Annotated in this window: 13 protein-coding genes; 3 read left to right on the top strand and 10 right to left on the bottom strand. The window is 40.0% G+C overall.

The features are described from left to right. Positions 1-130 precede the first annotated feature (130 nt). The 5 genes from MFLO_RS05110 to MFLO_RS05085 all read right to left on the bottom strand — a co-directional run bounded on the left by MFLO_RS05110 (position 131) and on the right by MFLO_RS05085 (position 7,523). Positions 131-1,036: an ABC transporter ATP-binding protein gene (locus MFLO_RS05110; RefSeq protein ID WP_241433548.1), complete on the bottom strand. Its 906-nt coding sequence runs from the start codon at positions 1,034-1,036 to the stop codon at positions 131-133. Between the two features lie 48 nt (positions 1,037-1,084). Beyond that, positions 1,085-1,894, bottom strand: a complete 810-nt coding sequence (locus tag MFLO_RS05105; RefSeq protein WP_036096802.1) for an ABC transporter permease — start codon at positions 1,892-1,894, stop codon at positions 1,085-1,087. Between the two features lie 283 nt (positions 1,895-2,177). Next, the gene (locus tag MFLO_RS05100; protein WP_036096800.1) at positions 2,178-5,618 is read right to left on the bottom strand and encodes a pyruvate carboxylase; all 3,441 of its coding nucleotides are present in this window, start codon (positions 5,616-5,618) and stop codon (positions 2,178-2,180) included. 296 nt (positions 5,619-5,914) lie between these two features. Next, on the bottom strand, positions 5,915-7,099 hold the full coding sequence (locus MFLO_RS05090) for an FtsW/RodA/SpoVE family cell cycle protein (protein WP_036096796.1): 1,185 nt from the start codon (positions 7,097-7,099) through the stop codon (positions 5,915-5,917). 148 nt (positions 7,100-7,247) lie between these two features. Beyond that, complete coding sequence (locus MFLO_RS05085) at positions 7,248-7,523, bottom strand: Fpa/YlaN family protein (RefSeq protein ID WP_036096794.1); 276 nt, start codon at positions 7,521-7,523, stop codon at positions 7,248-7,250. Positions 7,524-7,684: 161 nt separating this feature from the next. Here MFLO_RS05085 and MFLO_RS05080 point away from each other — a divergent pair, with 161 nt between their 5' ends. After that, positions 7,685-7,927: a YlaI family protein gene (locus MFLO_RS05080; RefSeq protein ID WP_036096793.1), complete on the top strand. Its 243-nt coding sequence runs from the start codon at positions 7,685-7,687 to the stop codon at positions 7,925-7,927. A 67-nt stretch (positions 7,928-7,994) separates the two neighbouring features. Here the strand turns inward: MFLO_RS05080 and MFLO_RS05075 are convergent, their stop codons facing one another. The 3 genes from MFLO_RS05075 to MFLO_RS05065 form a co-directional block, all read right to left on the bottom strand. After that, positions 7,995-8,861, bottom strand: a complete 867-nt coding sequence (locus MFLO_RS05075; RefSeq protein ID WP_036096792.1) for a DUF5068 domain-containing protein — start codon at positions 8,859-8,861, stop codon at positions 7,995-7,997. A gap of 199 nt (positions 8,862-9,060) precedes the next feature. Then, positions 9,061-10,899 (bottom strand): translational GTPase TypA, encoded by a 1,839-nt coding sequence (gene typA / locus MFLO_RS05070; RefSeq protein WP_036096791.1) that lies wholly within the window; start codon positions 10,897-10,899, stop codon positions 9,061-9,063. A 222-nt stretch (positions 10,900-11,121) separates the two neighbouring features. After that, on the bottom strand, positions 11,122-11,838 hold the full coding sequence (locus MFLO_RS05065) for an inositol monophosphatase family protein (RefSeq protein ID WP_241433547.1): 717 nt from the start codon (positions 11,836-11,838) through the stop codon (positions 11,122-11,124). 212 nt (positions 11,839-12,050) lie between these two features. On the opposite strand from MFLO_RS05065, the gene MFLO_RS05060 reads away from it, so the two are divergent. Next, the gene (locus tag MFLO_RS05060) at positions 12,051-12,659 is read left to right on the top strand and encodes a DUF1054 domain-containing protein (RefSeq protein WP_036096790.1); all 609 of its coding nucleotides are present in this window, start codon (positions 12,051-12,053) and stop codon (positions 12,657-12,659) included. Between the two features lie 203 nt (positions 12,660-12,862). After that, positions 12,863-13,807, top strand: coding sequence for a magnesium transporter CorA family protein (locus tag MFLO_RS05055; RefSeq protein ID WP_036096789.1), 945 nt, complete (start codon positions 12,863-12,865; stop codon positions 13,805-13,807). 39 nt (positions 13,808-13,846) lie between these two features. On the opposite strand, the gene MFLO_RS05050 is transcribed toward MFLO_RS05055, so the two are convergent. After that, positions 13,847-14,380, bottom strand: coding sequence for a DsbA family protein (locus tag MFLO_RS05050; protein WP_036096787.1), 534 nt, complete (start codon positions 14,378-14,380; stop codon positions 13,847-13,849). A gap of 21 nt (positions 14,381-14,401) precedes the next feature. Continuing rightward, positions 14,402-14,674: a UPF0223 family protein gene (locus tag MFLO_RS05045; RefSeq protein WP_036096786.1), complete on the bottom strand. Its 273-nt coding sequence runs from the start codon at positions 14,672-14,674 to the stop codon at positions 14,402-14,404. Positions 14,675-14,676: the final 2 nt, after the last annotated feature.

Below are 14,676 nucleotides of genomic sequence, written 5' to 3'. Positions count from 1 at the left end.
TTAAAGGAAATGATTTATCTCGTTGATGCAAATAATGATTAAACAAAAAAACCGCGCGTTTGCGCGGTTTTTTTTGTTTAAAAGAGAAAAAGCTGCTAGATTCGAAAAGCGAATCTAGCAGCTTTTGACTTTAAAATAATCCTAAAAATGATTTGCCAAGTGCAACTAACGTTCCAAACAGTCCTGTTCCAAGAACAACCCCGCCAATCAGAACTTTATCAAGCACACTTAGTTTATACTTATCCAAATTTGGATTTGGAAAACGTGTCTTTGGTGGATTTTTTTGCAAAGCCTTTTTTTCAATTTGGTAGTCTTTTTTGAAAGGCCGTGGTTGCGTATTAAACCATTTTACGAAGTCATCATACAGCACCGAAACTTCTGCTGAAGGCCCAATTTCACGAACTTCACCATAGTGCATCCAAATAATTCGATCGCATAAGCTCTTCACTTGCCCAAGTGAATGGCTGACAAACACAATCGTCTTGCCTTTTGCTTTAAATTCTTCAATTTTATCCACACATTTTTGATAAAATGTTTGGTCTCCGACAGATAGCGCTTCATCAATCACCAAGATATCCGGGTCAATATGCGCTGAAACCGCAAATCCAAGACGTGAGCGCATCCCACTCGAATAGTTTTTGACCGGTTGATTGATAAAATCACCAATATCGGCAAAATCAATAATATCGGGAAGAAGCCGCTCGATTTCACTATTCTTAAGGCCATGCATCAGGCATTTCAATTTGATGTTCTCAAGTCCGGTAAGCGGCGGTTTAAAACCTACATTGATTGCAATTAACGAAGCTTCTCCATTTACTTCTACTTCACCGTCAGTTGCTGGAATCACACCGGAAATCAAATTTGAGATCGTCGATTTACCTGATCCGTTAATTCCAATCAAGCCAACCGATTCACCTTCATAAATATTAAAGTTAACATCTTTCAGCGCCCAAAAAGAATCAAATTTTTTCTTAGGCTGAAACAGTGCTTTAATATGATCAGATTTATTTTGAAATAAGTCGAATTGTTTTGACACATGCTTAAATGCAATTTTTACTTTTTTTACTCATCAGAAAGTCTCCTTTTAGACAAAGTCTACGAATCTTTCACGGAATTTCATGTACAGTGTTGAACCAACTATAAGGAAGAAAGCAGTTAGACCCCAGAAATAAAGCGAATAAGACGGCATCTCAAAGAACCACTTATTCATGAGGAACGAATCCCTAAAGCCATTAACCAAGTACATGAATGGATTAAGCTGGAGTAAATTTGCTGCCCAGCCTGGTAAAAGTGACGGGATATTCCATACAATCCCCGTCAAATAGAACAAGACCCGCATGACGCTTTGAAGTGCCAAATAGTAGTCTCGAATTAAGATCGTGACCGTCGCATTGAAAAGCGAGAAGGCAAACAAAAAGAGAATCATTGCGCCAAAGTAATAAATGAATTGGAACCAGTAAATCGTAATCGGTGTTCCTTGAATCAAAAAGATTCCAATCATGATTGCCATCATCACAAAAAAGCTCATCAAATTCGAGACAATTGTGATACTCGGCAAAATACTCATCGGAAAATTCATTTTTGATACAAGATTAATTTTATTAAAAATACTATTTGTTCCTTGCATGACGACACTATTAATAAAAAACCACGGTACGATTCCGGCAAGCATCCATTCAAGGAAGCTGACATTGCCTGCAATCATTTGCGAACCGCGAAAGCCGTATCCAAAAACAAGGAAATAAATAGCAACTTGAATAAGCGGATTTAAAACTTCCCAGAGAATTCCAAGATAGTGACTTTGATAGTTGGCACGATCTTCGTAACGTGCAATTCGGAACATCATGGGTGTATTTTTTATTTGTTCTTTTAGAACCTCAAAAACTTGTTTCACAAAAACACTTCTTTCTTAGTTTAGTAAAAATGAAATGCACAAGTCATTCGTATAAGCATCTCTCCTTCTTCAAACTCACGCGCTTTACGATGCTTTTTCAGTTAGTATCATCTCTTTTGCAGATTCTTCCATTTCGTGTAAGTTGCATTTTTTTAGGCAGCATCCGCTTGGAAACTACCTTATGTAAAGTTACCTTAAAAAAGCCGTTTTGTAAAGCATAATCATTAAAAAACCCGCAAAAAAAGCAGGTGCAGAAAGTACTGCACCTGCCTTGTTATCCCAACTAGATTCGGCTAACTTCCATCAGCAAGTCGCCTGATTCAATATTATCGCCATCAGAAACGTAGATTGCATTGACTTCTCCATCAAACGGCGCTTGGATAGTGGTTTCCATCTTCATGGCTTCCGTAATCAAAAGCGGATCGCCTTTTTTCACGCGCTGACCTTTTTTCGCCACCACTTGGATGACAGCCCCGGTGAGCGTAGCTCCGACATGTTCTGGATTGGTTGAATCAATTTTGAGCCTTGCGACAACCGTAGATTGAACATTGAAATCTTGAATGTTGATTTCACGCGGTTGACCATTCAGTTCAAAGTAGATAACTCGCGTACCATCGGCAATTGGTTCGCCAATCGAGTTGAGTTTGATCAGAAGAATCTTACCTTTTTCCAGTTCGACTTGAATCGTTTCGCCTAGACGCATTCCTTTGTAGAATGTTGGCGTATCAAGCACGGTTACATCACCGTATTTATTAATCATTTCTTGATAATCAAGGAAAACCTTCGGATAAAGAATGTAGGCAATCACATCTTTTTCAGTTGGTTCATAACCGATTTTTTCTTTCAGTTCCGCACGCACGGCGTCAAAATCAACCGGCTCCATTAGCGCACCTGGACGATTGTGAAGCGGTTTTTGACCTTTCAAAACAATCTGCTGCAGTTTTTCCGGGAATCCACCATAAGGCTGCCCGATTTCACCACGGAAGAACTCGATAACTGAATCAGGGAAATCAAGAGTATCGCCCTTTTCATAAACCAGTTCTTCGGTTAAATCATTTTGAACCATGAAGAGCGCCATATCTCCCACTACTTTTGAAGACGGCGTTACTTTCACAATGTCACCAAACATTTGATTGACCGTCGAATACATATCTTTCACTTCATCCCAACGATCGCCAAGTCCGACAGCTTTTGCTTGCTGCTGCAGATTCGTATATTGACCGCCCGGCATTTCATGAATATAGACTTCTGTTTGCGGCGAATTGAGCGCATTATCAAAGTCTTTGTAGTATTTACGAACATCTTCCCAGTAATGATTAAGAATTTGCGAATTATGCGCATCGAGATTTGTCTGACGCTTCCCATTCACAAGACCATAGTAAAGTCCAGTCATGCTCGGTTGGCTCGTCGCTCCGCTCATCGCACTTGATGCCACATCAACGATATCAACACCCGCACTGACAGCTGCTGCGTATGTGTAAATACCATTACCGCTCGTGTCGTGCGTATGCAGATGAATCGGTACATCAACAGTATCTTTCAGTTCATTGATAAGACGATAAGCAGCTTGTGGTTTAAGCAGCCCCGCCATGTCTTTAATACCCAGAATATGTGTCCCTTGTGCAACCAATTCAGTTGCCATTTGCTTGTAATAATCAATTGTATATTTTGTTCGCGTTGGATCATCAATGTCCCCGGTGTAGCAAATTGCAGCTTCAACCACTTTGCCAGTATCCCGAACAGCCTCAATTGATGCTTCCATTCCTTTAATCCAGTTTAGGCTGTCAAAGACACGGAATACATCAATTCCGGAATCCGCAGAAAGCTTCACGAATTCACGAATTACATTATCCGGATAGTTTTTATAACCAACTCCATTTGCACCGCGAAGTAACATCTGGAACATCACGTTTGGAATTTGTTTGCGAAGTGTTTCAAGACGCACCCAAGGATCTTCATTTAAGAACCGGTAAGCGACATCAAAAGTTGCTCCGCCCCACATTTCAAAAGAGAACATCTTCGGCAGTAAATGTGCCATCGCATCCGCAATTCGGAAAATATCTTTGGAACGAACCCGTGTTGCAAGAAGAGACTGATGCGCATCACGTAACGTTGTGTCCGTAAGTAGTACTTCATCTTGCTGCTTAATCCAATCTACAACCCCTTCAGGTCCTTTTGCATCAAGAATTTGTTTAGTTCCTGGAATAATTTCTTGGTTATAAGGGATTTTTGGAACGCGCGGTTCATCATAAACCGGTTTGTCATCTTGTTTGATCCCTGGGAATCCGTTCACCGTCACATTACTGATGTAACGCAGTGTTTTTGTTCCGCGGTCGCGCACATGCGGGAATTTAAACAGCTCAGGCGTTGAATCAATAAAGGAAGTATTATAGTTTCCGCTACGGAAATCCGGGTGACGTACCACATTCAGCAAGAACGGAATGTTCGTTTTTACCCCACGAATCCGGAATTCAATCAAGTTCCGTGCCATTTTCCGAACTGATTGTTCAAATGTCATGCCCCACGTCGAAAGCTTAACGAGCAAGGAATCATAGAATGGCGTAACAACGGTACCTTGGAAACCATTTCCAGCATCAAGACGTACACCGAATCCGCCTGTTGAACGGTACGTATTGATTCGTCCAGTATCCGGCATGAAGTTATTCAAAGGATCTTCCGTTGTAATTCGGCACTGAATCGCAGAACCGTTAATGCGAATATCTTCCTGCTGAGGAATTGCAACAAGCTGATCGTGCATCGAATAGCCATCTGCAATATAAAGCTGCGACTGCACAATATCAATCCCTGTAATCATTTCTGTGATGGTATGCTCAACTTGAACACGTGGATTCACTTCGATAAAGTAAAATTCTTCGCCTTCAACTAAGAACTCAACCGTTCCAGCATTTAAATACGAAACATTCTTCATAAGTTTAACAGCAGCATCACAAATACGCGTTCTCAGTTCTGTCGTAATCGCATTACAAGGCGCTACCTCAACAACTTTCTGATGACGGCGCTGCACCGAGCAGTCACGTTCAAATAAGTGAACAATATTGCCATGCGAATCACCAAGAATTTGAACTTCGATGTGTTTCGGATTCATCACGCATTTTTCAACATATACTTCATCATTTCCGAAAGCTGCTTTTGCTTCTGAAGCCGCACGATTAAAAGCTTCTTCAACATGCTCTTCTGACTCGACAACACGCATACCGCGTCCACCGCCGCCTAGAGATGCTTTAATCATAAGCGGATAGCCGTTTTCTTTTCCGAATTGAATCACATCCTCAATCCCAGAAACAGGACCGTCGCTTCCTGGAATAACCGGAATGCCCGCAAGCAGGGCTTGCTCTTTTGCCTTAATTTTATCGCCAAACATATCAAGGTGTTTGGATTTTGGACCAACAAAAATGATTCCTTCTTCCTCACAACGCTTAGCGAATTCAATGTTCTCTGAAAGGAATCCGTATCCAGGATGAATGGCATCCGCAGAAGCTTCCTTCGCGATCTCAATAATATTTTCGATATCCAGGTAAGCATCAATCGGCTTCTTGCCTTCTCCTACAAGGTAAGCTTCATCTGCTTTATAACGGTGAAATGCCGCTGTATCTTCCTGTGAGTATATTGCTACTGTCTTGATTTTGAGTTCGGTACAAGCTCGCAAGACACGGATGGCGATTTCACCGCGGTTTGCTACAAGTACTTTCTTAATTTGTTTCATAAATTCTCCTCCTAACCAACACTCTGCCTTTTTTCACTATCAGTTAGGCAAGTTCATAAACAGTTTAAAAAAGCAAAATTGCTTTTTTAATTTTATGTATCTTCTGCTTATTTCCATAATCTGATAGAATTTTATGCAAGTAACGAACAAAGTCGTATATGACTTCAATTATAGTATTAAATGGTACCAAAAGTAAATTGTTTTCTTTCGACAAGTCAATTTCTTTAAGAAAAAAACGTATATTATCTTTGTTTCTGTTAAAAATATTCGTTTCCAAAAAAGAAAACACTCCTAACTCAAGTGTTTTCTTCATCGTTATCTTTTCTTCCATATTTTCGTTTATAATTCGTAAACATCCCAACATTAATGACGATACCCATTAGGACAGAAAGCACCATTAAAGATGAACCGCCATAACTAATGAATGGCAAGGTTACACCGGTGATCGGTATCGTGCCCGATGCGCCGCCGAGATTAATGAACGCTTGGATACCGATTAGACCGGCGGTGCCGTAGCAAAGCAGTGATCCAAACGGGTTGTCGGCTCTAAGTCCAGTCAGGATCGTTTTAAAGATGATGAAAAATAGTCCGATGACAACAAATAATACACCGAAAACGCCAAGTTCTTCTGCGATGACAGAAATGATAAAGTCAGTGTGTGCTTCTGGTAAATAGCCCAGTTTTTGAACACTTTGGCCTAAACCTTGGCCGAATATGCCGCCTGAACCGATGGCATAAAAAGAATTAACCAGCTGATGACCAGTTTGTCCTGCATCAAGAAACGGGTTTAAAAAACTGGTAATCCGACCCATCCGTGTTGGGGAAATAATTTTAACTTGAATGTCTTCTGGCAAAAGAAAAACAATGATGCTCAAAACTAGCAAAATGCCAAGCCCAAGTCCGATCAATTTCAGCATACTCTTGAACCGCATTCCCGAGCAGAGGATAATACAGCACCCCGTCAAGAAGATAATAAACGCCGTTCCGAGATCGGGCTGAATCGCGATCAAAAAGCAGACGAATGCGAGAAAAAAAACCGGCGGCAAAACGCCTTTGTTGAAATCGTCAATATACTTCTGTTTTTTCGCATAAATCGCTGCTAAATAAATAATAACTGATACTTTAACGAACTCTCCCGGCTGAAGTGATGCAGAGCCAAGACGGAACCAGCTTTGCGCATTATTTGCCGCATGTCCCACCATGAAAATCATAAGTAACAGTGCGATAGAACCGAACATCATCGGCATTAAAAATTTATTATGCTGATAAATACGATACGGAAAAAGAGCAAACAGCAGGAAAAACAAAAAGCTGATAATCAAATTTTTAATTTGACGTATGTAATAAAAATCAGCAGGTAGTTCGTGACGATAAGCAAGCGACCAGCTTGCGCTATACACCATAATAAGCCCAAACAAACATAATAAGATATAAACAACGATTAGTGAATAATCATATGATTTTAAAATTCTTTTCAGCATATCACTCTTCCAATCTTCATCGCGCCCTTTTCTTTCTTAGGCGTCTTGTTACATTATAATGAAAAAAACGGCTCATGAAAAGCAATCTCCACTGTAAAATCCATATAAAATAAAAAAGCGTCTGCAAAACGAGCAGACCCTTTTTAATTTATTGCTTGTTCATTGAAAGTTCATGTAATGCCGACAACTCTTTTTCAAGAGTCGCAATCAGTTTTTTACCTTCTTCTTGCTCAATCAGTTCTAAACGAATGGCAAAATTAATTTCCCGTGATAAACCGTACATTTGCGTATCTAGCACTTCTTCATATGCTGGGCACTGCGGTAATGTCAAGTTATCCATTTGGACTTTAATCAACTGTAGTATCCGTTTGGCATCTTCTTTCAGAAGTTCCACTGCTTTATCTCGGTGATCCATTTGATCCATCACAGATATCCCCCTGTCGTACGCGTTAAACGCTTAGTCATCTATTCTATAGAATAAAGTATAGCATAAAAAGCCGTCTCTGCAAATGCTTTCCAAATGAAATCAGTGTTTTCACGTATTTTTTTAAAACATGCTATAATAAAAATATTGAGGTGATAGAAATGAAAGCAACTTGTATTTTATGTGGAACAACCAATGAACTGGATAATCGTGAATTTAAAACCAAGCAGTTGAAAAATAAACCGATTCGGATGTATCTTTGCCCAGAATGTGATCACCGAATTGCTGTTAAGACAATGGAACGGATTAATTCCGGAAAGTTCCGCTTCAATAAATCTTTTTCAAAACCATTTAGCCAGTTAAAACGCGAAGTTGAAGCACGTGAAAAAATGATGGCTGAATAAATCATTGGCTTAAAATACGTTAAAAACCAGTTTCTCGCGCGAGAAACTGGTTTTTTGTTAGACTTTTTTATTGAACTTGAATTGATGCAACAGCATCATCGCCTTTTACAGCTTTGTTATCCATTTTGCTTGGATTTGGAACTGCAATCCGCGGATTTGCTTTCAGATCTTGAAATTTCGCTTCATCCAACATATAGGTTACAAAACCTTCTGCTGTTTTTTCCGGCGCAAACACATAAGGGTCGCTCGCGCTTCCTTTAATGTGGTATTTAGCAGGAACAAAATTATCTAAGCTTCCGCCAGTTACTGTGCTGTTTCCTGCCAAACTGATTTGCTCTGGTTTATATGTCAAATTTTGCTTCGTTTGATTAAAAATTGAGAAGTACAGCGTAATTACATAACCACCTTTTTGCATATAGCTTTCAGGTGAGTAAACACTGATTGTCTTCGTTGGATTTTCTACTTTCTCTACTTTATATTGGTTCACACGAATCGTTAATGAACCAAAATCTTTAATAAAAGAAGAAGAATAATTTCCATAAACAGTCGTCACTTTCCCACCAGTAACAGGAGCGACATTCGATGTACTGAAAGCTGCTTTTGAAATTGCCGGAGCTGCAATCTGAGCTTTAGGCGTTTGCTTTGTGCTTGATTCTGCTTTCTTTTCTGAAGATGCAGTTGAGCTGTCCTGCTTTGATTCCGAAGCATCGCTCTTTGGTTCCTCCGTTTTAGGCGTTTCCGTTTGTTTTCCTTCTGAGTTTGCAGCTGTATCTTCCTCAGTTTTTTTCTCGGTTGTTTGTTTTTCTTCTTTCTTAGCCTTTTGCTCTTGTTTGGGTTCTGTTTTCGTTTCTTTTTCTGCCGATTTATCAGAACCACAAGCCGCAACAAGAATGGCAACCATCAATATCATAATAGCGCTCATCCACTTTTTCATAGTGACACACACTCCTTCCTGATAATTTAACTATAGCAAAAATCACCTTACATTACAATTCTGTTACAAATATGTTTTTATATTTAGAAAAAAACTCGATTTTATTTTTCTGCAAGTCTCCCTTAGAAATTGATATCCGCAATGCGCCTAAAAAAGCAAAAGACGGCGCCCGCAGGCGCCGTCTCCTTATTAATCACAGTTATTCCGCACTTTTCTTGCGTTTTGCTGCTTTTTCACGTTCATTTTTATTTAAGATTTTCTTACGAAGACGCACATTTTCAGGTGTTACTTCACAATACTCATCATCGTTTAAGAATTCTAGTGATTCTTCAAGCGACATTTGACGCGGTTTTTTAATGACATTGGTTTGATCTTTCGTTGCAGAACGAACGTTAGTCATTTGTTTTGCTTTCGTGATATTAACCGCAATATCATTTTCACGGCTGTTTTCCCCAACAATCATACCTTCATAAATTTCAGTTCCCGGTTCCACAAAAATAGTTCCGCGATCTTCCACTTGCATAATCCCGTATGTCGTTGTTTTCCCAGTTTCCATCGAAACAAGCGCACCGTTTCTGCGTCCGCCGACACGACCTGTTTGCATTGGTTCATAATCTAGGAATGTGTGGTTGATAATTCCGTATCCACGTGTCATGGAAAGGAAATCAGTTGTATAACCAATCAAACCACGAGCAGGTACTTTAAACTGTAAACGCACTTGACCGTTCCCGTCGTTGATCATATTTTGCATTTCACCTTTACGTTGGCTGATTGATTCGATAACAGCCCCCATAAATTCTTCCGGTGTATCAATTTGTACATCTTCCACTGGTTCACACTGAACACCGTCAACAACGCGGATAATAACTTCCGGTTTAGAAACTTGAAGTTCATAGCCTTCCCGGCGCATCGTTTCAATCAAAATCGACAAATGCAGTTCACCGCGTCCAGATACTGTCCATGCATCTGGCGAACTTGTTGGTTCAACGCGCAGCGAAACGTCTGTTTGAAGCTCGGCCATTAAACGTTCTTCAATTTTACGGCTCGTTACATGCTTACCTTCACGACCAGCAAATGGACTGTTATTCGTAACGAAAGTCATTTGAAGTGTCGGTTCATCAATTCGAAGAACTGGAAGCTTGTCTTGATGGTCAAACGGAGTTACCGTTTCCCCGACGAAAATATCTTCCATACCTGAAAGTGCAATCAAGTCGCCTGCTTTTGCTTCTTTGATCTCTTCACGTTTCAATCCGAAGAAACCGAACATTTTCGTTACGCGGAATTGTTTTACTGTCCCGTCTAGTTTCATCAGTGCAACGGTTTGTCCAACATGCATCGTTCCGCGGAAAATACGTCCGATACCAATTCGACCGACATAGTCGTTATAATCGAGCAGCGAAACTTGGAATTGAAGCGGTTCGTCGCTATTATCAACTGGTGCTGGAATATGTTCAATGATGGTATTTAAAAGCGGCTCCATCGTTTTTTCTTGTTTTGCCGGATCAGAATCTTCACTTGAAGTTCCGTTAATTGCGGAAGCATAGATAACTGGGAATTCAAGCTGATCATCGTTTGCGCCTAGCTCAATGAAAAGTTCCAAAACTTCATCGACTACTTCTTCTGGACGTGCAAAGTCACGGTCAATTTTGTTAACGACAACAATCGGCGTTAAATTTTGCTCAAGCGCTTTTTTTAGTACGAAACGCGTTTGCGGCATTGTTCCCTCGTAAGCATCGACTACGAGCAAAACACCATCAACCATTTTCATAATCCGTTCTACTTCACCACCAAAATCGGCGTGTCCAGGAGTATCCATAATGTTCACACGGATTCCTTTATAATTGATCGCTGTGTTCTTTGCTAAAATCGTGATACCGCGTTCACGTTCGATGTCATTGCTGTCCATCGCGCGCTCATCAACATGTTCATTTTCACGGAATGTTCCGGATTGTTTCAATAATTCATCGACAAGCGTCGTTTTCCCATGGTCAACGTGGGCAATAATGGCGATATTACGAATATCTTCTCTTAGTTTCACTTTCTTGTTTCCTCCTAAAAAATGGGTTTTCAGTCGTTTTTAAACGAAAAGCTGGCCCTTAAACTTTTTATATCAAGATCTGCCGCATTTTAAGCCTAAAGAAAGAGGAAAATAACAACTATTTTCCTCTTGCAGCGATCGATTCGTTAAATTCAACTAGACAATTATAGCACAACTCTTCTTTCTAGAAAACCAATTTGTTTGGATACTGCGAATTTTTTTTTACTTTAAATAGGTTGAACGTAGCTCCTCGTATACGTGCGGCATTGCAACAAGTGACGTCCCTTTTTCAAGCATATTGATTTCTTCGCCAGAAAGTCTTGTCACTACACAGCCGAGTTCTTCTGCAATAATTTTGGCTGCCGCAACATCCCACGGCGCAAGGTTTGCTGATAAATAGGCACCGGCACGCCCAGCTGCTACCGCCATATATTCAAGCGAAGCCGCTCCATACAGCCTAAGTCCACGTGATGCTTCAATTGCATCAGCAAGTTTGGGATACAGTTTCACAGCACTTACATTCGCAATCAAAAGATTATCGGCAAGGCCTTCTTTAGTCTCAACTTGAAGAAGCTTTTCGCCGTTCATATAAGCACCATTTCCGCGTTCGCCGCTGTAGAGTTCGTCCTTCTCAACATCATAAACGACACCGAATTCGCCAACGCCCTCTATATAAAGAGCCACCGAGATAGCAAAATTGCGCTTTTGTTCAACAAAATTTAATGTGCCGTCAATGGGATCGATAATCCAAACAGGACCATCAAGGGTGGTTAATTTATGGGCTGCATTTTCTTCACCGAAGATGCGGTGCTCAGGAAAGTTTTTGTTTACATAGCGGGTGAACAAAGCCTCAACTGCTTGGTCAACTTCGGTTACAAGATCATTGCGATTCGATTTTGTTTCGATTAGGAGATCTCTCGCAAAAGAAGCCTCAATCATTTTTTTTTAGCTTCCCCTAAAAAAGCTTCTACCATTTTTTTAGCTCGTTTTATTTCAGTGGCTTGCATGTGTCCGCCGTCCCTTCCAAATCTAATATCCTTTATTGTAGCACAGCCGAATACTCATTGTGAAGAAAGCTTGTTGTTTTGCTATGCGGCGGTATCTTTTATATAATGAAATGAATGCGATTGTTTGACGAGGAGGAAATTGATATGACAGATGCTTTTTCTAAAAAAGACTTTAAAGCGATGCGGACGCCTGGACTTGAAGAACGGATGGAAGCAATCCAAACAGAAATACAGCCTAAGTTTAAATCATTTGGAGAGACACTTACGTCGTTCCTTAGTTTGAGGCTCGGCACGGAAATGTTTTTACATATTGCTCGACATGCCCGCCGTTCGGTGAATCCGCCTGACAGCACATGGTTCGCTATCGCGAATGATAAGCGTGGCTATAAAAAACACCCACACTTTCAAGTGGGACTATACGGTGATTACGTTTTTGTTTGGTTAGCTTTTATTTATGAAAACACGGATCGCACCAAAATTGCGGAGCGTTTTCTTAAAAACCAGCGTATTTTTCTTGATATGACAGGTTTCAGCATTTCGAAGGATCATATGGTTCCGACTACTTATCCGCTTGAGCAAGAGGTGCTTGAAAGTGCGCTGACGCGTTTTCGCGATGTGAAAAAAGGAGAGTTTTTGGTAGGGAAAATTTATCATGAAAATGATCCGATTTTAAAATCATCTGACAGTTTTTTGGTAGAAGTCGAGTCAGTGTTTGACGAGCTTTTACCGCTTTATCTGCTCTCGTTAAAATAACGATGTACAAATGCTGTCAAACTCGTTATAATGGTGGAGTTGAGTAAAGAAAAAGGAAGTGATCTAATGAAGAAATTGAACCAAAAATCAAGCGAACCTGATCCGCATCGAAGTTTAAACAAGCCGGTTCATTCTGCCTTAGATTATCCCTTTTTGAGGTGCTATGAACCTGCTTGATCGAAAGAATTTAGGAGGTTAAAAAGATGCACCAAATTTTCAAATCAAACGCAGCGGGTCAGCTTGAGGAACTTGAAACTCTTGAACGTAATGCTTGGCTGAATATCGTTGCCCCCACTTCAGAAGAAATCAACCAAATTGCGGATGAATATAATATTCCGCTTGAATTTTTAGAAGATCCGCTCGATAAAGATGAAAGTGCTCGGATTGAACGTGATGATGATACGGATTCTGTTTTAATCATCTGTGACTTTCCTGTTGTAGATGAAGATGAAATTCATTATGCTTCATTTGAAACGATTCCAATGGGGATCATTTTAACAAAAGATTATTTTATTACGATTTGTACGATTGATTCTTCCATTGTTCAATCGTTTATTAAACGCCGCATCAAAGGATTTTACACACACATGAAAACACGGTTTGCACTGCAAATTCTTTATTTGATTTCCACACAGTTTTTGCGGCACTTAAAACGGTTAAATCGTCAAACAGATGAAATTGAAAAAGAATTACATGAATCGATGAAAAATAAACAGCTTTATGATCTTATGGGGATCGAAAAAAGTTTGGTTTATTTTGTTACTGCTCTTAAATCAAACAAGCTTGTGCTTGACAAAATGATGCGCCAAAATATTGTCAAAATGTATGATGAAGATCAAGATTTACTTGAAGATGTGATCATTGAGAATCGGCAAGGAATTGAAATGGCGGAAGTTCATTCTAACATTTTAAGTGGAATGATGGATGCTTATGCTTCGATTATTTCAAACAACATGAATATTGTCATGAAGTTCTTGACGTCATTCACGATCATTTTGACGATTCCAACGATGGTATTTAGTTTCTATGGCATGAACGTTCATTTGCCGTTCATGGACTTGCCGCTCGCTTGGATTTTAACTCTTGGCATTTCGTTTGGAATTGCTGGGATACTCGCTTTTGTTTTTTGGCGGAGAAAGTTCTTTTAATAATGCAGAAAAAGTACCGGCGGCTCGCCGGTACTTTTTTTATTTGGCATATTCTTTGTTTAAAAGAGCTTCAAGTTCTGCTGGTGTGATATGTTCATCAAAGATATGCTCGCCAACAACAACAGTCGGCACAAAAATGACATTCGCTCGTCCTGCTTCCGAAATAATAGCTTCAGAAGCTTCTTCGTTGTTCTGCTCCGTCAAGCCTAATTTTTGTTCCATAAATTCGGCAACTTCTGAAAGTGTCAAGCTACCCCATTCATCCTGTGTTTCATAAATTTTATCAATCACTTCCCATGTTTCAAACGGTGTATCGTAGTTTAAATAACGATGGGTAACATTACCACGTTGAAGAGATTCTTTTTCTTTGTCAAACGGTTTGATAATTAACTCGATTTTACCTTCTTCAATAAAACGCGAAAGTACTTCACGTGACTCTTGATGCCATTTACGGCAAAATGGGCAACGCAAATTGACAAATGACATCACTTTCACTTTCGCCGCATCGCTTTTTGTTAAATGAATACCTGATTCCGGTTTTACTTCTGCTGCTTTAATTTGACTAATATCCAACTCAATTCCTCCTTTTTCTAGTTAAGGCTGCATTTTAATTGTACTTGTGGTTGCATGTTTAACAAGTTTCATCACTTGATAAGGCGAATAGCCGCTTGCAGCTTCAAATTCGCGTCCAAGTTGTTTCTCTTCGCCGATTGACGGGACAATATTTTTAAACGCTCGATAGCTGTCCTTGAGTGCTTCTGCGCCTACTCCTTTTTCATAGGCTCTCTCAATCATCTCGAAATATTTGACGACTGTCACAATTTCATCTTTTGTCCAGTCAGGATTGAGCGGGTAGCTGTAGTTCACGA

This window comes from Listeria floridensis FSL S10-1187 (assembly GCF_000525875.1).
In the GTDB taxonomy this organism is placed as follows: Bacteria; Bacillota; Bacilli; order Lactobacillales; family Listeriaceae; genus Listeria; species Listeria floridensis.
The sequence above is the reverse complement of the archived record's forward strand: the minus strand, read 5'-3'. Positions and strand labels throughout refer to the sequence as shown.